17 protein-coding genes are annotated in these 18756 nt (G+C 42.1%); 3 read left to right on the top strand and 14 right to left on the bottom strand.

The window, feature by feature from the left end:
* Nucleotides 1–56: 56 nt before the first annotated feature.
* The 3 genes from ftsL to mraZ form a co-directional block, all read right to left on the bottom strand.
* Nucleotides 57–371 (bottom strand): cell division protein FtsL, encoded by a 315-nt coding sequence (gene ftsL, locus BCU84_RS04215; RefSeq protein WP_102526846.1) that lies wholly within the window; start codon nucleotides 369–371, stop codon nucleotides 57–59.
* A gap of 72 nt (nucleotides 372–443) precedes the next feature.
* Nucleotides 444–1385, bottom strand: a complete 942-nt coding sequence (gene rsmH, locus BCU84_RS04210; RefSeq protein WP_102526845.1) for a 16S rRNA (cytosine(1402)-N(4))-methyltransferase RsmH — start codon at nucleotides 1383–1385, stop codon at nucleotides 444–446.
* A gap of 22 nt (nucleotides 1386–1407) precedes the next feature.
* Entirely contained in the window at nucleotides 1408–1866 is a 459-nt protein-coding gene (mraZ, locus tag BCU84_RS04205) for a division/cell wall cluster transcriptional repressor MraZ (RefSeq protein ID WP_102526873.1), read from the bottom strand.
* Between the two features lie 542 nt (nucleotides 1867–2408).
* Here mraZ and BCU84_RS04200 point away from each other — a divergent pair.
* The gene (locus tag BCU84_RS04200) at nucleotides 2409–2687 is read left to right on the top strand and encodes a hypothetical protein (RefSeq protein ID WP_102526844.1); all 279 of its coding nucleotides are present in this window, start codon (nucleotides 2409–2411) and stop codon (nucleotides 2685–2687) included.
* Between the two features lie 29 nt (nucleotides 2688–2716).
* Here BCU84_RS04200 and glpK read toward each other — a convergent pair whose 3' ends face one another.
* From glpK to recQ, 7 genes are all read right to left on the bottom strand, one after another.
* Nucleotides 2717–4201, bottom strand: coding sequence for a glycerol kinase GlpK (glpK, locus tag BCU84_RS04195; RefSeq protein WP_102526843.1), 1485 nt, complete (start codon nucleotides 4199–4201; stop codon nucleotides 2717–2719).
* Between the two features lie 249 nt (nucleotides 4202–4450).
* The gene (locus BCU84_RS04190; protein ID WP_102526842.1) at nucleotides 4451–5794 is read right to left on the bottom strand and encodes an outer membrane protein transport protein; all 1344 of its coding nucleotides are present in this window, start codon (nucleotides 5792–5794) and stop codon (nucleotides 4451–4453) included.
* A gap of 537 nt (nucleotides 5795–6331) precedes the next feature.
* Nucleotides 6332–6937 carry a 3-isopropylmalate dehydratase small subunit gene (leuD, locus tag BCU84_RS04185; protein ID WP_102526841.1) on the bottom strand — a complete coding sequence of 202 codons (606 nt, stop codon included), beginning with the start codon at nucleotides 6935–6937 and terminating at the stop codon, nucleotides 6332–6334.
* 23 nt (nucleotides 6938–6960) lie between these two features.
* Nucleotides 6961–8376: a 3-isopropylmalate dehydratase large subunit gene (gene leuC, locus BCU84_RS04180; protein WP_102526840.1), complete on the bottom strand. Its 1416-nt coding sequence runs from the start codon at nucleotides 8374–8376 to the stop codon at nucleotides 6961–6963.
* Nucleotides 8376–9470, bottom strand: coding sequence for a 3-isopropylmalate dehydrogenase (gene leuB, locus BCU84_RS04175; protein ID WP_102526839.1), 1095 nt, complete (start codon nucleotides 9468–9470; stop codon nucleotides 8376–8378). The genes leuC and leuB overlap by 1 nt, the downstream gene beginning before the upstream one ends.
* Nucleotides 9467–11035 carry a 2-isopropylmalate synthase gene (gene leuA / locus BCU84_RS04170; RefSeq protein WP_102526838.1) on the bottom strand — a complete coding sequence of 523 codons (1569 nt, stop codon included), beginning with the start codon at nucleotides 11033–11035 and terminating at the stop codon, nucleotides 9467–9469. The genes leuB and leuA overlap by 4 nt, the downstream gene beginning before the upstream one ends.
* Before the next feature lie 784 nt (nucleotides 11036–11819).
* Nucleotides 11820–13700, bottom strand: a complete 1881-nt coding sequence (gene recQ / locus BCU84_RS04165; RefSeq protein WP_102526837.1) for a DNA helicase RecQ — start codon at nucleotides 13698–13700, stop codon at nucleotides 11820–11822.
* A 468-nt stretch (nucleotides 13701–14168) separates the two neighbouring features.
* On the opposite strand from recQ, the gene BCU84_RS04160 reads away from it, so the two are divergent.
* On the top strand, nucleotides 14169–14633 hold the full coding sequence (locus tag BCU84_RS04160; RefSeq protein ID WP_102526836.1) for a thioesterase family protein: 465 nt from the start codon (nucleotides 14169–14171) through the stop codon (nucleotides 14631–14633).
* A gap of 174 nt (nucleotides 14634–14807) precedes the next feature.
* On the top strand, nucleotides 14808–15704 hold the full coding sequence (gene rarD / locus BCU84_RS04155; protein WP_102526835.1) for an EamA family transporter RarD: 897 nt from the start codon (nucleotides 14808–14810) through the stop codon (nucleotides 15702–15704).
* Between the two features lie 2 nt (nucleotides 15705–15706).
* Here the strand turns inward: rarD and BCU84_RS04150 are convergent, their stop codons facing one another.
* The 4 genes from BCU84_RS04150 to rpmB form a co-directional block, all read right to left on the bottom strand.
* Nucleotides 15707–16228, bottom strand: a complete 522-nt coding sequence (locus BCU84_RS04150; protein ID WP_157936190.1) for a PH domain-containing protein — start codon at nucleotides 16226–16228, stop codon at nucleotides 15707–15709.
* A 116-nt stretch (nucleotides 16229–16344) separates the two neighbouring features.
* Complete coding sequence (gene argA, locus BCU84_RS04145) at nucleotides 16345–17664, bottom strand: amino-acid N-acetyltransferase (protein ID WP_102526872.1); 1320 nt, start codon at nucleotides 17662–17664, stop codon at nucleotides 16345–16347.
* 622 nt (nucleotides 17665–18286) lie between these two features.
* The gene (rpmG, locus tag BCU84_RS04140; RefSeq protein ID WP_011494790.1) at nucleotides 18287–18460 is read right to left on the bottom strand and encodes a 50S ribosomal protein L33; all 174 of its coding nucleotides are present in this window, start codon (nucleotides 18458–18460) and stop codon (nucleotides 18287–18289) included.
* Between the two features lie 6 nt (nucleotides 18461–18466).
* On the bottom strand, nucleotides 18467–18703 hold the full coding sequence (rpmB, locus tag BCU84_RS04135; protein ID WP_055025225.1) for a 50S ribosomal protein L28: 237 nt from the start codon (nucleotides 18701–18703) through the stop codon (nucleotides 18467–18469).
* Nucleotides 18704–18756: the final 53 nt, after the last annotated feature.

Here is an 18756-nt window from a genome sequence, read left to right as displayed (position 1 = left end):
GTTATATTCGAGTCACTTACCCAACAATCCTTATTTAATGAAGTCTCTCACTCAATTTACTGCAACCGAATAACCACTTCTTCTTTTGGTAATGGTCGCACCATTTTTAAATCTTTAGTGGCAATCCTCGTCACACGGCTATGTTCTGACTTAGATTGCTCTTCTAACAACAAGTTACGCCATTCAATATCTAACCTATCGCGCTCTTGTAATAGATGATCCATTTGTGAGGTTAATTTGCGCGTAGCATGGCTGGTATACACCACCCCAACTGCATTACTCAGTACAACTATCGACATTAATAAAATCCACTTATGTCGCCAGATATCGGCAAGCACAATACGTGATAATTTTATCGATGATTGCCCCAAGTTAACCCCATTTTGTTCTTTATATGGCCGAGTTAAACACCGTAAAATAGTGCTTAATGTTCAATTTTAATATTAATAGTCAAGACGCTGCGCAACACGTAACACCGAACTACGTGAACGTGGATTTTGCTCAATTTCAATATCCGAAGGCTTCATGGCCTTACCGATTGCTTTCAGTTTTCTTGATTTATTGATTTCAGCTTCAGTGATAGGCAGGCCATGTGGCACGCTCTCACCTTGGCTATTCTTACGAATGAAACGTTTCACCATTCTGTCTTCTAACGAATGGAAGCTGATCACTGATAAACGTCCTTCTGGCGCTAATACAGAAACAGCACCTTCTAGTGCTTGTTCAATCTGCTCCAGCTCGCTATTGATATAAATACGAATAGCTTGGAACACTCGCGTAGCAGGATGTTTATTACGCTCTTTATTTTTAGTAATTCGCGCAATTAAATCGGCTAAATCTTTAGTTCTTAAAAACGGTGTTTCATCACGGTCTGCAGCAATACAACGGGCAATATGGCGAGAGTTTTTCTCTTCACCATAGGTTCTAAAGACCCATGCCATATCTTCAATTTCTGCTTTGGCAATCCACTGCGCTGCCGTTTGACCTTGGCTATTATCCATACGCATGTCTAATGGGCCATCACGCAGGAAACTAAAGCCACGCTCAGCATCATCTAATTGAGGTGATGACACACCTAAATCAAGTAACACACCATCAATTTTGCCTTTAAGGCCAAGCTCAGTAACGTAATCCGCTAACTGGCCAAATCCACCATGAACAATTTGAAAACGTGGATCGTCAGCAAACTGTTTCGCAGCTTCAATCGCTTGCGGATCGCGATCAATTGCTATTAAACGACCGTTTTCACCGAGTTGACTCAGCACATGCCTAGAATGACCACCACGTCCAAAAGTGCCATCGATATAGATGCCATCTTCATGGATATTCAAACCATCAACGGTTTCTTTCAGTAGTACAGATAAATGGGCAAATTCTTGGCTCATCAGACTCTTCTTAATTGGTTATTTATAATGAAAAATTCGCTAATCTTTCATGGCTAGCGAGATCTTCAGCTTGGATCAACTCATGGCTTTCATCCATTTGTACCTGCCAAGCTGCTTCATCCCACAATTCAAACTTATTCAATAAGCCCACCAGCATGGTTTTCTTTTGTAACCCTGCATACTGTCTTAAAGCTGGAGGAACGAGCGCACGTCCATTGCCATCTAACTCACATTCATGAGCGTGGCCTAGTAATCTTCGTTTCATGGAACGTTCAACTTTGTCGGTGTCAGATAGTTGCAGTAACTTCGCCTCTATCAACTCCCACTCGTGGATCGGATAGATCAATAAACAATGTGATTGGATATCTACCGTGATAACAACAATGCCTTCGTGCTCGGCGCGCAAGGATTCTCGGTATCGCATTGGAATAGCGATCCGACCTTTTGCATCCATATTTATCGCACTAGCACCCCGAAACACTGCCATCGATTCCTATTAATTGTTATTAAAATTCCCACAAATATCCACAATTCCCCACAACCCTTAAGTTTAGGGATACAACACAAGTATTGTCAAGGGATGAGAACATTAATTAAATCCAGTTCTGAAGCGGGTTAGCAGCAAATTATAATTAGGTTGTTTCAGGTGGAGAAAAGTGGCTTTTAGGCGGGTAAATGAACGAAACCATAGACATAACAGCATTCATATCAGTAATAAATGTGGGGAATATGATCTAAATTGTGACTATTTTCATATAAAAATAACAATAGGGATCGATCTCAGCAGATTTATTTATTAATAAATATCCATCCAATGTGTGATAGGTCACTTTTAACGTATAAATTGTGCCAGTCATTTAAGGTTGACTGCCAAATTGTTATTAACAACTAGACTGTGGCTTTTGTCGGGCTGTTACTAAGCGTACTATACTAAAATAGATTAAATAATAATCAGCAATGGCCGATATAAAGTTAACAGCCAGTCCGTGTCAGTAAAACAACTATCGCAATAAGGAGGTCAACATGAGTTTAGATAGCATATATGCCATTGTCGCTAGGCCACCTAGACAAGTTGACGGTGTGAAAAGAAAGGTAAACAAAGTTGGTAATAGTGACTCTATTGCTGCTGACAGTCATGAAGATCCACAATCACAACTGCCCGCAGATAATCCATCAGTGAAAAAACAGTCCACAAAAGCACAATTAGCTCGAGAGCAATCTATTCAAGAGCACCCTACTCATGAGCAATCTGCTCAAGATGCTGATTCCCCTTATATCAAGCACATTGATATCGAAGTTTAGCCATACTCCCTTAATTGATATCATTAATCTTATGCTGACATGGTTTGTTTCACTGCCTTTTTCCACCCCAAATAAAGTTGCTCTCGGGTAGAGGATGGCATTTGAGCGCTAAATTGTTTATCCGTCACAGCGATATTTTTAAGCTCATCAGTTGATTGCCAAAACCCAACCGCCAAACCCGCTAAAAATGCGGCGCCCATTGCGGTAGTTTCAGTCACTTGGGGACGGATAACATCAACATCACTAATATCAGCCTGAAACTGCATCAAAAAATCATTGGCCACAGCGCCGCCATCGACTCTGATTTGTTTCAGTGCGACACCCGAATCTTGGCTCATCGCTTCAAGTAAATCCTTACTTTGATACGCTATTGCCTCTAATGCCGCACGTATAATATGACTTCGATTAACGCCTCGGGTTAATCCAACAATGGCCCCTCGGGCATCGGCATCCCAATATGGTGCACCTAGCCCAACAAAAGCGGGCACTAAATACACCCCATTAGTATCCGAGACTTTATTAGCAAAGTACTCTGTATCTTGTGAGTCTTGAATTAAGCCCATTTCATCCCGCAACCACTGAATAACCGCGCCGCCCATAAAGACAGCACCTTCCAAAGCGTAATTCACCGATAAATCAGCACCAATACCAATCGTAGTTAATAAACCATGGGTCGACGTAACAGCTTTGTCGCCAGTATTCATCAGTAAGAAACAGCCAGTACCATAAGTATTTTTTGCCATACCAGGCTCAAAACACAGCTGTCCAAATAAAGCAGATTGCTGATCGCCTGCCATACCAGCCACGGCAATCTCGCCACCCGCAATACTCGTCGTACCGTAAACCGCACACGATGGTTTCACTTCAGGTAACATTGCACGGGGAATACCAAAGGCATTTAACAGTTTTTCATCCCATTGCTGCTGATGAATATTGAATAGCATGGTACGAGATGCATTTGTTGGCTCAGTGACATGGACTTTTCCTTTGGTGAGTTTCCACACCAACCAAGTATCAATTGTGCCAAACAGTAAATCTCCCGCTTCAGCCTGTTCCCGCGCGCCTTCAACATTGTCTAATAGCCACTTAATTTTACTGGCCGAAAAATAAGGATCTAACACTAGGCCTGTTGATGACTTAATATCATCTTCTAAGCCATCAGCTTTAAATTGCTGACAAATGGCTTGGCTACGACGACATTGCCACACAATGGCATTGTGAATAGGTTTACCCGTGTGCTTGTTCCACACAACTGTCGTTTCGCGCTGATTAGTAATCCCAATAGCTGCAACATCATCACCACTGATCCCCGCCCTTGCGAGTACTTCAATTAATGATGAACTTTGTGAAGACCAGATTTCCATTGGATCATGCTCAACCCAGCCTGCTTGAGGATATATTTGAGTAAACTCACGCTGAGATACTGCCACCATATTGGCTTTATGATCGAAAACAATGGCTCTTGAACTGGTGGTACCTTGATCGAGCGCGATAACATATTTCTTTGAATTCATTTTTTGCCTTTCAATACCGAAGGTGCATTGTAATTAATGCTAGCACCATGTTCACTTCATCATAATAAGTTAAGACGGATATCGACTAATCACAAGTCACTTGTAACAAGGCGATTAATAATGTGATGAATTCAACACTCCATAATAGGTAACTAACCACACAACTCAGCATAGAATGCGGAATCTAGCGCAATAAAAAGCCCCGCAATTGCGAGGCTTTAAATGAATCTATCGTAATGGGCTAACTCATTACATTTTGTAGCTAAGTTGAATACCCGCTAACCATACGTCAGCTTCAACGTCACCGGTATAGTTAACCGACGCTAAACCCAATAAATCTTGTGTTTCATTGATTGGTGCATCACCGATACCTTTAAGGTAAGTCACAGCAAAATCAACGGTTAGGTTTTTAGTCGCTTGGTAGCCTGCACCCGCACTGAACCATAAGCGGTCAGAATCAGGAATCGTTGTCGAACGGTATTCGTCTTGAGCAGCGCCTTTATCTAAAGCCATACCACCACGCACTAACCACTTGTCGTTAAGTTGATAAGTCGTGCCTAAAGCAAAGCGCCAGTTGTCTTTAAAGTTTTCTTCTTTAACTAAATCAGATTCAAGGTCGCCAGTCGGCTTGTTTTCGCCAGGGAAATAAGCCACTAACTCTTCAAAAACGCTCCACTGAGTCCAGTTAACACTGGCGTGCATTGCCCAGTTGTCAGTGAACTGATGATGAGAAGCTAACTCAGCAAAAGCAGGTAGCTCAATCGGTAAGTAACCTTCGATGTAAACGTCTTGGCCGCCATCATAAAGTAAACCTGAAGCCTCGCCATCAAGTTCTAACTCAACACCGCTATGATAAGCAAAACCGACACGGTGAGTTTCGTTAATCTGCCAGCTAGTACCTAATTGCCAGCCAAACGCGATATCATCACCTTCCATGTATTTAAGGCTTGCACCAGCATCAGGCAACATTGGCGCTAAATCTGGCACAGCTTGCTTAACACCATCAATCCAACCTGGCATTGATGCGCCAACATGACCTTCGCCATATACAACACGTAAACCTGCACCGACACTGAATGCTTCGCTGATTTTGTAAGCAATGTTCGGGTTGAATTCAACAGTGGTAATACCGGTTTCTGAACCAAAAATTGCTGCTGCATGGTTAGCATCTAATTCTGTTGCTAATCCATAATTAGAGTTCACAGCTAAACCCCAAGTCCACTGATCATTCAGCTGATTTGAGTAATAAAAATTTGGCACTACAGCGTTACCGGCAATATCGATAGCATCTGCTGGCACCATAACAGGAGCGTCACCTAATAATGGAGAAGAAATACTGACATCACCCATCACATCAACATTTGGCATCACGTAAATCGCACCACCAGAAAGCTGACGACCTTCAAGGTACGTTAGCATTGCAGGGTTTCTTGCTTGAGCCGCAGCATTATCAGCCATAGCCGCTTCACCAGCAAAAGCACGACCTAAACCAGTCGAAGAATATTCAGCTAACTGGAATCCAGCAGCATTCACTTGAGTCGTTGCCCCGAAAAGCATGGCACTAACGGCCACAGTCAATATTGTCTTTTTCATTATTAGTCTCTGTTTATAGCAAATCTTATGTTTGCCTAATCTCTTACATCATTAGAGCAATTGCTCAATTTGAAATCGCGGCAAGTTTACTGATGCAGAATAAATTTACAACCAAAAGCCTTAAAACAGAGTAAATAACTACATTTTGATAATTAAGAAACATTTTAAGTGACATGTATCACACAATTTTTAATGAAAATGATGCGTTTTCAAAAAATTATTCGCTAAGCTTGGTACGATACAAAAACAAAACAATAGTTAAACTGTTATTTTTCATATGGATATAAAGTTAAAAATGTAAAACACTGGTTCGCTTAAACTGCCAGTGAATTCAGCTAAGCTTTTAACAAAAGACACCAGTACAAATATTAAACGTTTAAATACAGTAAGATAAAGTACAACTATTTTATGATGCCAATAAAAAAGCCTCAACTGATAGCAGTAGAGGCTTTGTCTAATATAATCTTGGTACACGTGTACGCTCAATATTCCATTTTATAATGGAATGACTTTTAAAAGCGTATTTAAGTCATGAAACTAACCACGCCAAGCTGGAATAGCGGCTTCATATTCAGTAATTGCTTGAGCATATTCAAGCGTTAAGCCAATCGCATCTAATCCATTTAATAGCTTATGTCTTGCTGATTCTGCAATAGTGAAACTAAACACACTGCCTGACGGTGAAGTCACAGTGAGTGATTCTAAGTTCACCGTAATTTCCGCACCTTCACTCGCCTCCACTTCAGCCATGAGCTGATTTACTTGCTCATGGGTAAGTTTGACAGGCAACAAACCATTGTTGATTGAATTACCATAAAAAATATCCGCAAATGTCGGTGCAATAACCACTCGTAAACCGAAATCTGCTAATGCCCATGGCGCATGTTCACGACTCGAGCCACAACCGAAGTTTTCTTGTGCTAAAAGGACTGACGCACCTTTATAGCGAGGTAAATTCAGCGAAAATGTTGGGTTATCTTGCTCACCCGCTTCATCTAAATAACGCCAGTCATGGAATAAATGCACTCCAAAACCGTCGCGAGTCACTTTCGATAAAAACTGCTTAGGAATAATTTGATCGGTATCGATGTTGGCACTATCAATAGCAACCGCTAAGCCTGTGTGTTCTGTAAAAGCTTGCATCTGTTTGTCCTTTTGCTTGACCGTTAGTAAGGCTTACGAATATCCACAAAGTGACCAGCAATAGCAGCTGCGGCTGCCATAGCTGGGCTCACTAAGTGAGTTCGACTACCACGGCCTTGTCGACCTTCGAAGTTACGATTACTGGTTGATGCGCAGCGATCGCCCGCTTCTAAACGGTCATCATTCATTGCTAAACACATTGAGCAGCCCGGTAAACGCCATTCAAACCCTGCTTCTAGGAACACTTTATCTAAGCCTTCAGCTTCAGCTTGAAGCTTAACTTGACCAGAGCCCGGCACCACAATCGCCACAACGCCATCAGCAACCTTGCGATCTTTTGCATGATAAGCAGCAGCACGTAAATCCTCGATACGGGAGTTAGTACACGATCCGATAAACACCTTATTAATTGGAATATCGACCATTTTAGTCCCTGACGTTAAACCAATGTACTTTAGTGCTTTTTCCATACTGCCACGTACAGTGGCATTAGATTCTGTGGCAGGATTTGGCACTTCTGCATCAATAGGCACGACTTGGCCAGGGTTAGTGCCCCAAGTTAATTGCGGGGCAATATCTGCAGCTTCTAATACCACTTCAGCATCAAACTGAGCACCTGCATCTGTTTTCAGTGCAGTCCAATCTTTTACGGCTTGTTCCCAGTCATCACCTTTAGGTGAAAACTCACGGCCTTCTAGATAATCAAACGTAGTTTGATCAGGTGCAACCATACCCGCTTTAGCGCCCATTTCGATGGCCATGTTACATAAGGTCATGCGGCCTTCCATTGATAAAGCTTCAATGGCTTCACCACAAAACTCGACAACATAGCCTGTGCCGCCATCCATGCCTAAGCGACCAATGATAGCGAGTACGATGTCTTTAGCAGTAATCCCTTCGGTTACATTGCCACGTACTTCCACTTTCATGGTTTTCGCTTTAAGTTGACGCAGGGTTTGCGTGGCTAATACATGTTCAACTTCAGAGGTACCAATACCAAATGCTAAAGCCCCAAAAGCACCATGGGTTGCGGTATGAGAGTCACCACACACAATGACTGTACCCGGTAAGGTAATCCCAAGTTCTGGGCCCATTACATGGACAATACCTTGATTTGGGTGGTGAATATCGTAAAGCTTGACGCCAAACTCTTTACAGTTTTGCGCTAAGGTTTCCACTTGAATACGCGCCATTGGGCTCATGGCATCTAAGCTTGCGCTCAAGGTAGAGATATTATGATCCATAGTGGCAAAGGTTTTTTCTGGCGCACGTAGTTTTCTACCCGCCGTTTTCAACCCACTAAAAGCTTGTGGGGACGTCACCTCATGTACCAAATGACGATCCACATAAATAATCGGCGCTTCTGCTTCTGGCGAAGCTAACACATGAGCATCCCAGACTTTTTCATATAAGGTTTGCGCTGAAACTTGATTGGCCATTAGACACCTTCCTTAACAGCATTTGCGATAAAGTCGCCCATTTCTGAGGTCGATTTCGCATTGTGACGCTCATCGCTACTTAATAACTCACCGGTCAAATACCCTGCCGACAATGCTTTACTCACCGCACGTTCAATTGCACTAGCTGCATCTTCAAGTTTTAAACTGTGACGAAGTAACAATGCCGCCGATAAAATTTGCGCCACAGGGTTTGCAATACCTTGTCCTGCGATATCAGGTGCACTGCCACCAGCAGGCTCATACATACCAAAACCTGAACTGTTTAAACTGGCTGACGACAATAAGCCCATAGAGCCGGTTAACATGGCAATTTCATCTGAAATGATGTCGCCAAATAAGTTTGAACATAACATCACGTCAAATTCATTCGGACGACGTAATAACTGCATTGTCGCGTTATCAATGTAGATATGCTCAAGCTCAACATCAGGAAAATCTTTCGCCACGCCTTCAACCACTTCACGCCATAGCACTGAACACGCAAGTACATTGGCTTTATCTACCGAAGTGACTTTTTTACTGCGACCTTGGGCGGCTTCAAATGCAATACGTGCAATACGTTCGATTTCACGGCGGCTGTAACGCATAGTATCGAAGGCTTCTTCATCAGCGCCTTCACCTTGGCGCCCTTTTGGCTTACCAAAATAAATACCGCCAGTTAATTCACGTACACAAAGCACATCAAACCCGCGAGATGAAATATCGCTGCGCAGCGGAGACATATGCTCAAGGCCTGCATGCAGTTTGGCTGGGCGTAAATTACAGAATAAATCAAAGTGACCACGTAATGGTAAAAGTGCGCCACGTTCAGGCTGATCGTTTGGTGCTAAATGCTCCCACTTAGGACCACCGACACTACCAAACAATACTGCGTCAGAAGCTTCACACCCCTTAAGGGTCGAATCAGGCAGCGGACAACCATGGTTATCAATGGCGATACCACCGACATCGTACTCAGCATATTCAATGTCTAGTTCAAATCTGGCTTCAACTTCTTTTAACACCTTACGTGCTTCAGCCATAACTTCTGGACCAATACCATCACCTGCTAATACTGCTACTTGATAACTCATACTCCACCTAACTCCCTATCTTTATGAATCTGTTGTTTATAATTGGCGACCTTATCTGCGCGGTATGTCAAATTCATCACATGCACTAATGCTTGCGCTGAAGACTCAACCACATCTGTCGCTAGACCAACACCGTGGAATGTCTGCTTATTGTACTCAGCAGTTATATCCACTTGACCTAATGCATTTTGGCCTTCGCCTTTTGCACCTAATTTGTAATTAGTAATATTGATGGTGCGGCCAGTAGCGCGAGCTATCGCGTTATACGCCGCATCAACTGGACCGTTACCGGTCGCAGCCTCTGTAATTTCTTTACCATCCACGATGATGCGAACCGTTGCCGTTGCGACACCTTCTGTCGAATCTGAATGCACCATTAGGTGCTCTAATGAATAGTTATCATCGTCTTGAGATTGCGCTTCCATAAACACCAATGCTTCAAGATCGTAATCAAACACTTGGCCTTTTTTATCTGCCAAGTTTAAGAACTGTTCGTACAAGGTATCCATATCGTAATCAGTTGCCTTGTAGCCCATTTCTTCCATACGGTGCTTAATCACGTGACGGCCTGAACGAGAGGTCATGTTTAAGTTATTACGATTTAAACCAATGCTTTCTGGCGTCATAATTTCATAGGTGTTCTTGGCTTTAAGCATGCCATCTTGGTGAATACCTGAAGAATGAGAGAATGCATTGGTGCCCACCACCGCTTTATTAGCTTGGATTGGCATATTACATAACTGACTGACAAGCGATGAGGTGCGGTGGATTTCTTTTGCATTGATATTGCTTTCAAGCCCTAGCAAATTCTTGCGCGTAGCAAGGATCATCGCGATTTCTTCTAATGAACAGTTACCTGCACGCTCACCAATACCGTTAACCGTACATTCAATTTGACGTGCGCCGTGTTCAACTGCAGTAATCGAGTTAGCAACCGATAAACCTAAGTCGTCATGACAATGCACTGAGATAACCGCTTGGTCGATATTTGGGACACGGTTGAATAAAGTTTGAATGATGCCACCAAACTCACTTGGTACTGTGTAGCCCACAGTGTCAGGAATATTAATCGTGCGCGCGCCTGCTTTAATTGCTTGCTCTACCATGCGGCACAAGTTATCAATTGGTGTACGTCCAGCATCTTCACAAGAGAACTCAACATCATCAGTAAAACGACGTGCGTACTTCACTGCGCTCACGGCCATTTCTAGCACATCATCAAAAGAGCGCTTTAATTTGCTCTCTACGTGAATCGTTGAAGTTGAAATAAAGGTGTGAATACGGAACTGATCTGCAACAGACATTGCTTGCGCTGCAGCATCGATATCTTTTTCTAATGCACGGGACAAAGCACACACGCGGCTATTTTTAATTGTCTTCGCAATAGTTTGTACCGACTGGAAATCACCAGGTGATGAAACAGGAAAACCGACTTCCATAACATCAACACCTAAACGTTCAAGCGCCAGTGCGATTTGCAGTTTTTCTTTGACCGTTAAACTCGCTGCTAACGCCTGCTCGCCGTCTCTCAATGTAGTATCAAATATTATGACTCTATTGGACATCAGTTTTCTCCATCGAACCTATTGTTCAAGTAAAAGTTTGTTCGCTTAGCTAACGATTTAATCCCATCTTTCTGGTCGTGCTTAAATCCAATTCGTTAGCTGTATTTGTTCGTTCAATTTGTTGCTTTAATTGGTCTGTTTTTAAAATCAATCGGTTCTAGAAACAAAAAACCCCGCGGCTGTTAGCGCGGGGTTTGTGAATGCCAGTAAACTTATTTAGCAAGTAACACAAAGGACTCCGCGCAAATATTGCGTAAGAGAAGAAGGAGACCTAGGAGAATGTTACCACTATAAATATTCATTAAAGTTAACTAATTATTCTTAAATTAAATTTTTCTATACCCACTTTTTAACGTGACCAGCCTGCTGTGTCAACCCCAATTTATTCATCTTTTTACCATTGGTTAAGAGAATACCTTAGGTTTGCTTAGCATAAATGGAGTAAAACCAATCTTTTTGAACACAACAACTAAGCGTAAAGCTTGATATACAGTGATTTAAGCATTTATTTTTACTCAGTTTTACATTGAAAAACAACCAAGTTAGCAACGGATAAAATTTGCATAAAAAAATTGAACAAGCATCCATCATTTTGATTATATAAAATATGAAATAAACTTAATCTGATTGCTATTACTGTAAGTCACAAGAAAGAATTTTTAGAAGTGAGTATCGTTCGAGAATTAAAACATTGGTTCAGGAGTGACAACGCAGCCTTTAGTGTTCATTAAAGGGTTCATTTTATGGAAGGACATTAGCAAAGGCACCATAAAAGGCGAAAGGACTAGTTCTCAATCAGGTATTGACTGATTTCATCTAAAAACGCATTACCGAAACGGCTTAATTTACGTTCACCGACACCATTGACCGCCAACATCTCGCCAGCACTGGTCGGCACCATGGCCGACATTTCGGCTAAGGTTGCGTCATTAAACACCAAGTAAGGTGGCACATCATGTTCTTCAGCTAACTCACGACGCAGTAACTTAAGACGAGCAAACAATTTGCGATCATATTGTTGTGGTGCACGTGATGAACTCGAACGGCGCTTGGTGGTCACTAACTGAATACGTGGCTCAGCTAGCTGCAAAGTCACATCGCCTCTTAATACTGGTCTTGCTGACTCGTTTAACTTAACCGATGAACCTCGAGTGATATCTTGGCTAGCCAGTCCACGATGAATGAGCTGACGAGTAACCGATAACCAATATTCATGACTATGCTCTTTGCCAATGCCCCAAGTCGATAACTTATTATGACCTCGGTCCATCACATTCGCGGCTTTTGAGCCGCGCAGTACATCAATCACCTGATTAACACCAAAGTGTTGATTAAGCCTAAAGATACAAGAAAGGACTTTCTTTGCATCTTCAGTACCGTCATAGCGCTTTGGCGGATCAATACAAACGTCACAGTTACCGCAAGGCTTATCTGCGCTTTCGTCAAAGTAATGCAATAACACTTGGCGACGACAAGTTTGCGCTTCAGCAAAAGCCGCCATGGTATTCATTTTATGAAACTCAACATCTTGCTGTGGCCCTGGCTCTGATTGCTCAATCAGATGTTTTACGCGGCCAATATCTGCCGGGTCAAACAACATATACGCTTCGGCATCTAAGCCATCACGCCCAGCACGGCCGGTTTCTTGATAGTAAGATTCGACACTTTTGGGAATATCGTAATGCACCACAAAGCGAACATTGGACTTGTTAATCCCCATACCAAACGCAACCGTTGCGACCACAATGTCAATTTTGTCTTTTAAAAACTTATCCTGAATATCAATGCGCTCTTCTTGAGTCATGCCCGCATGATATGCCGCAGCACTAAAACCTTGCAGTTTTAGCCTGTCAGCGACTTCGTCGACTCGGCGACGACTACTGCAGTAAATGATGCCATTACTGCCTTTTTGCAATTGTAAAAATTGCTTAAGTTGATTGGCAGCATTGAGTTTTTCAACCACGGTATATCGAATATTCGGTCTATCAAAGCTCGATAAAAGACAAAACGGCTGAATTTGCAGGCGCTGACAAATGCTGTCTCGGGTCGCTTGATCTGCGGTGGCCGTTAGTGCCATCAAAGGAATATAAGGAAATATCTGTTTTAACTGCCCAAGTGCGGCGTACTCAGGTCTAAAGTCATGTCCCCACTGGCTGATACAATGCGCTTCATCAATAGCAAATAATGACACATTGAGTTCATGTAAGCGCTCGATAAAGTCAGGTCTTAATAAACGCTCAGGAGAGACATAGAGTAATTTAATTTCGCCTTGATGAAGACGACGTAAAATAGCCACGGTTTCATCGCGCGGAAGAGAAGAGTTCAAATAAGCGGCTGCAACGCCCGATTGCGTTAAGCTATCAACTTGATCTTTCATCAAGGAAATCAAAGGAGAAACAACAACAGTTAAACCCGGAAGAATTAATGCTGGCAGCTGGTAGCACATACTCTTGCCGCCACCCGTAGGCATAATCACCAAGGTATCTTGACCACTTAGTGTCTGCTCAATAATCTCTCGTTGCCCTTCGCGAAAATCACGGTAACCAAAAATTTGTTGTAACTGATGCCCAAGCACATCCTGCGACTCATGTTGAGAATCAGCGGGGGCAATGTCGATTTGATCTATCGCTTGGCTTGAGCTTGAACTGGAAATAGGGCTATCCATCTATTGGGCTGCAGATAAGAAGCATCATTTTAAAGCACTGCAGTGCAGATGTCTCGACTCAATATGATTAAGCCAGCTTTAACTGCTCAAATATGCATCATTGATTTTATAAAGCTAATTAAGTTAGATTAAATACTCTAGGGTCTATTGATCTTTCAAGGTTGTTTTTACAACGAGTTGTTGGCCATTCTATGCATCAAGGTCGCAAGGCAGAGACTTTGTAGTGTAGTTATTCTACATAATAAGTCGATACCGCAGTAAAAATAACCAACAAACGCTGCACGAAGGGTTCGACTAAAAGCGTTTTACTCTTTGTTGGATAAATTTTGCTTAGATGACTAGGCATCAATTCATCCGCCTCGATTAAAACGCTTTTATTTCGAACAAAATTCAACCAGAAAAGTTCAATAGACCCTAGCTAATTAAAAGCATGTTTTTACAGATAAAATAACAATAAAAAGGCTATCTATGACCACGGAAGTTCAATTAAATGCCCTAAAACAAGTGGCTGAAATTTTTGATAAGCATGTGCCATTTCATAATCTTTTAGGATTAGACATTAAACGCTACGACACTGAAGGTGTTGAGGTTGTCATTCGAATGAAGCCTGAACTCATCGGCAATATACATCAAAATATTCTCCATGGCGGTGTCACAGCCACCTTGCTCGATGTGGTTGGCGGGTTAACCGCATTTGCTGGGTTAGTTTCAAGTCGAGAAGATTGGACAATAGAGCAATTAGAAAAACGCTTAACCACCTTAGGTACCATCGACATGCGTGTAGACTTTTTACGCCCTGGTCGCGGTGAAGTATTCACAGGCACAGGTTGTGTTATTCGCTCAGGAAACCGCGTTTCAGTATGCCGTATGGAACTGCATAACGAAGAAGGCACCCATTTAGCATTTGGCACGGGCACTTATATGGTCGGCTAATGTGATGGTTTAATATAAGGAACTAGGCGCTAATATGATGAACTTGGGTAATATTGCACTAGTTCATCACGTACCTGAGAGACATCATGAAACAAATGATTACGCTAATAACTTGAGTGATCATCCCGAGCAACCTACAATCGCCCTTTCTTTATTTCCGCGCAGTTGGTTTCCATGCAAGATCTTGAACACCGTAAAGGCATTGCCCTTGCCATTTGTGCCTATTTCCTTTGGGGAATTGCGCCGCTTTATTTTAAATTATTAAGCGATGTGTCTGCATTTGAAACTTTGGCTCACCGTGTTGTGTGGTCATTTTTCTTTATCATTATCTTAATGCAGTTTATCGGTGGATTTTCGCGCCTGAAACTCGTTCTGAAACAGCCCAAACAACTGCTGGTGTTAACCGTAACCTCGGTACTGATTGCTGTTAACTGGCTGATTTTTATTTGGGCGATTAATAATGACCACATGCTAGATGCAAGCTTAGGCTATTTTATTAATCCATTATTCAATGTGTTACTTGGCATGGTGTTCTTATCTGAGCGACTTAGAAAACTGCAATGGGTGGCAGTGGCGCTTGCCAGTATTGGAGTGCTGATCCAACTTATCTCGTTTGGTTCAATTCCACTGGTATCGCTGGCTTTAGCCTGTTCTTTTGGTTTTTATGGCTTATTGCGTAAAAAGGTCAACATTGATGCAAAAACCGGTTTGCTGGTTGAAACTGCGATTTTGTTGCCGGTGGCGTTAGGCTATTTAATGCTGACATTAGATACGGCAACAGCAAACATCTTTACCAATGATCTGACGATGAACTTAACCCTTATCGCTGCCGGTATTGTCACTACAGTGCCACTCCTGTGTTTTGCAGGAGCTGCGATGCGCATTCCATTATCCATGCTGGGCTTCTTCCAATATATCGGCCCGAGTATCATGTTTGTGCTGGCGATATTTTTATACAATGAACCTTTTGATATTGAAAAAGGCATTACCTTCGGCTTTATTTGGAGTGCACTGCTGATCTTTACCACTGACATGGCACTGCAACGCAGACGACGTTTAAAGCAGACTTAATCTTAATCTAGCAACGCAGTGATGCTAGCCATTGCTGTTTGCGGATTTTCCACTGACAATAATAGCGAATACCCTTTGTCAGTTGGCACAAGCAGCACACCTTCATTAGTTGTTACCGACACTAAGGCTTTATCGCCGTTTTTAAGCGTAAACCAACCTAAAGAGTATCCAGTCAGACCCAATCCATTAGTTCGTCTACTAGGGGTGAATTGAGGCGCTTGTGATAGGTTTATTAACTGCGCTTGCTGCCAATCCACCTCGCCCGCCTCAAACTGTTGACCATATAATGGAATATTCACCTCAACAGCACCCGACTGACTTACCGATACCCTTGCCTGGCTCGATTGATACATGGTGACCGAAAACAAAGCGAAAACTGCAATAATGATCCCTAAGCTTGAATAAAACGCCGCACTCGGCAATTTTTTTACTTTGAGCAGTATCGTTAACAGCACTAAGCCAATTAACAAGCCAATAAAATTCGCCATGGCATTACTAGAGAGTCCTGCAAGTTCAATATTCATCATTTTTCCAAAGGCTTATAAGTGCTAATAGCGAGCTGATAGTTTTGTCGAGCATAACAAAAATGCCACCCATGTATGACCATGAAGTGGCATTTATTACGTCAAATTTGTTAGGTTTATAAATCTAACGCTAAAATTTTTGATTTACGCTGAAAGTTATAAAGCTGTTTTTTCACATTCGGCAAAGCATCAACTTCAACGATATTAAAGCCATGTTCTAAGAACCAATGAATACTACGCGTGGTTAATGCAAATAAGCGTGAATAACCGCGCACTCTCGCCTGACCAATGATGTTATTCAATAACACACTGCCACGATCCGCATCACGATAATCAGGATGCACCACTAAACATGCAAACTCACCGGCATTGTCTTCTTCAAAAGGATACAAAGCCGCACAACCAATCACTAAACTGTCACGCTCAATCAGCATGAACTGTTCAATTTCCATTTCAAGTTGCTCACGTGAACGACGTACTAAAATACCTTGCTCTTCTAATGGGCGGATTAAATCCAATACCCCACCGATATCGCCAATATTAGCCCGTCTTAAACGTTCAGCACTTTCAGTAACAATTTGGGTACCAATACCTTCACGAGAGAACAGCTCTTGCAGCAAGGTACCATCTTCTAAATAACTGACTAAGTGACAACGCGGAACCCCATTTCGACAAGCATCAATACTGGCTTTTAAAAATGCCATAGTACCAACACAAGCTTGCCCAGCTTGATTCATCTCATCCCATATGGTTTGCGCACCATTTGGCATAAGCTCAGCAATCACTTCACCTGCTTGATCTAAAATACCGTGGGTGCTACTAAAGCCGATAATCTTGTCTGCTTTCAATTTTATCGCAACTTTGGTGGCAACCTCTTCCGCTGTTAAGTTAAAGCACTCACCAGTCACTGAGACCGCCATAGGGCCCATCAACACAATACAGTTGTTATTCAACTGACGCTCAAGTCCTTGGGTATCAATACGACGAACTTTACCCGTTAGGCAAAAATCAACACCATCATCGATACCTAGAGGCTGTGCGATAACAAAGTTGCCACTGACTAAGTTAATTTGCGCATTTTGCATCGGCGTATTGCCAAGGCTCATTGATAACCGAGCGGTAATATCAAACTGCACCGCACCTGCTACTTGTTTAATGACCTTTAGCGAGTCTTCATCAGTAATACGAACGCCGTTGTGATAACTCGGTTCAATGTTTGCATCATGAAGCGCTGCATCAATCTGCGGCCTAGCGCCATAGACCAGTACCACTTTAATACCTAATGAATGCAGCAGCGCAACATCGTTTAAAATACTGCGGAACTGGTTATGTAATAGCGCTTCACCGCCTAACATGACAACAAAGGTTTTACCCCTATGTACGTTGACATACGGCGCAGAATGACGGAAGCCATCAACAAGTTCTGTGGTTCTCAAAGGCACATTAACCCCTAACAAGTAAACTAATCGGTTTTATTAGCGCATCCGCCAACAATATAATTAATCAATAATATTGCATTTAAATTCACTTTAAAAGCATTATATTGGTCTAGCTAAGACTTTTTATTCTTTTACGAGTGAATACTTATTGATTACGGCTAACAATTTACTACTCAATCATCTCCACTCTATTCAAACAAGTCGCATTTGCTTTGTTTAAACACATCAACAATAGCAACAGAATAAGGCGATCATTCGTCAGTGTTAACACATTTTTGCACACACTATTCAAACGAAGGACACACAGTATGATTTATGACTCTAGTCAACCAGTGCACTGCTAGGTCATTTTAATCAGGCTATTGTGGTGAAACAGAAGGCGCCAGCCACTAAATCGGCAGCCTAGTCCCATAAGATGACAGAATGACTACCAAACTTGGATTAGTAAATTCAACGGCTGTAAAGATATCTTGCTAGTTTTAAAGGTGAGTTTCAGTGACGTTGACTAAGTTTTGATAAAGCGAGAGCGTGCTTATACAAGTAAAAGCTAGGGCTGGTTAACTGAAAAAAAGCCAAAAAAAAGCCCCAATAAAGGGGCTTTTTAAAAGATGCGAATCAATTACTTGATTTTAGCTTCTTTGTACATAACGTGCTGACGAATAACTGGATCAAATTTCTTGATTTCCATTTTTTCAGGCATGTTACGCTTATTTTTTTCAGTAGTGTAGAAGTGACCAGTTTTAGCACTAGATACTAATTTGATCTTCTCACGATTACCTTTAGATTTAGCCATTTTCTATTATACCTTCTCGCCGCGGGCACGAAGTTCTTTAACTACAACTTCAATACCTTTTTTGTCGATGATACGGATACCTTTAGTAGATACACGTAGTTGCACGAAGCGTTTTTCTTCTTCTAACCAAAAACGGTGGTTTTGTAGGTTAGGTAAAAAACGACGACGAGTCGAATTTTTAGCGTGCGAACGGTTGTTACCAACCATAGGCTTCTTGCCAGTAACTTGGCATACTCTTGACATGTCAATCTTCTCCAAAAACAATTTTAAAACGCTCGAGCATTTATGTGCCTCGT

Source organism: Shewanella sp. 10N.286.51.B7 (assembly GCF_002873615.1).
Lineage (GTDB): Bacteria > Pseudomonadota > Gammaproteobacteria > Enterobacterales > Shewanellaceae > Shewanella > Shewanella electrodiphila.
The sequence above is the reverse complement of the archived record's forward strand: the minus strand, read 5'-3'. Positions and strand labels throughout refer to the sequence as shown.

Coding starts and splice junctions, on each gene's coding strand:
- rsmH (WP_102526845.1), bottom strand. CDS start 1,385: ATGAGCCAAGAATTTGCCCATTTATCTGTACTACTGAAAGAAACCGTT.
- BCU84_RS04200 (WP_102526844.1), top strand. CDS start 2,409: ATGAGTTTAGATAGCATATATGCCATTGTCGCTAGGCCACCTAGACAA.
- glpK (WP_102526843.1), bottom strand. CDS start 4,201: ATGAATTCAAAGAAATATGTTATCGCGCTCGATCAAGGTACCACCAGT.
- BCU84_RS04190 (WP_102526842.1), bottom strand. CDS start 5,794: ATGAAAAAGACAATATTGACTGTGGCCGTTAGTGCCATGCTTTTCGGG.
- leuD (WP_102526841.1), bottom strand. CDS start 6,937: ATGCAAGCTTTTACAGAACACACAGGCTTAGCGGTTGCTATTGATAGT.
- leuC (WP_102526840.1), bottom strand. CDS start 8,376: ATGGCCAATCAAGTTTCAGCGCAAACCTTATATGAAAAAGTCTGGGAT.
- leuB (WP_102526839.1), bottom strand. CDS start 9,470: ATGAGTTATCAAGTAGCAGTATTAGCAGGTGATGGTATTGGTCCAGAA.
- leuA (WP_102526838.1), bottom strand. CDS start 11,035: ATGTCCAATAGAGTCATAATATTTGATACTACATTGAGAGACGGCGAG.
- recQ (WP_102526837.1), bottom strand. CDS start 13,700: ATGGATAGCCCTATTTCCAGTTCAAGCTCAAGCCAAGCGATAGATCAA.
- BCU84_RS04160 (WP_102526836.1), top strand. CDS start 14,169: ATGACCACGGAAGTTCAATTAAATGCCCTAAAACAAGTGGCTGAAATT.
- rarD (WP_102526835.1), top strand. CDS start 14,808: ATGCAAGATCTTGAACACCGTAAAGGCATTGCCCTTGCCATTTGTGCC.
- BCU84_RS04150 (WP_157936190.1), bottom strand. CDS start 16,228: ATGAATATTGAACTTGCAGGACTCTCTAGTAATGCCATGGCGAATTTT.
- rpmG (WP_011494790.1), bottom strand. CDS start 18,460: ATGGCTAAATCTAAAGGTAATCGTGAGAAGATCAAATTAGTATCTAGT.
- rpmB (WP_055025225.1), bottom strand. CDS start 18,703: ATGTCAAGAGTATGCCAAGTTACTGGCAAGAAGCCTATGGTTGGTAAC.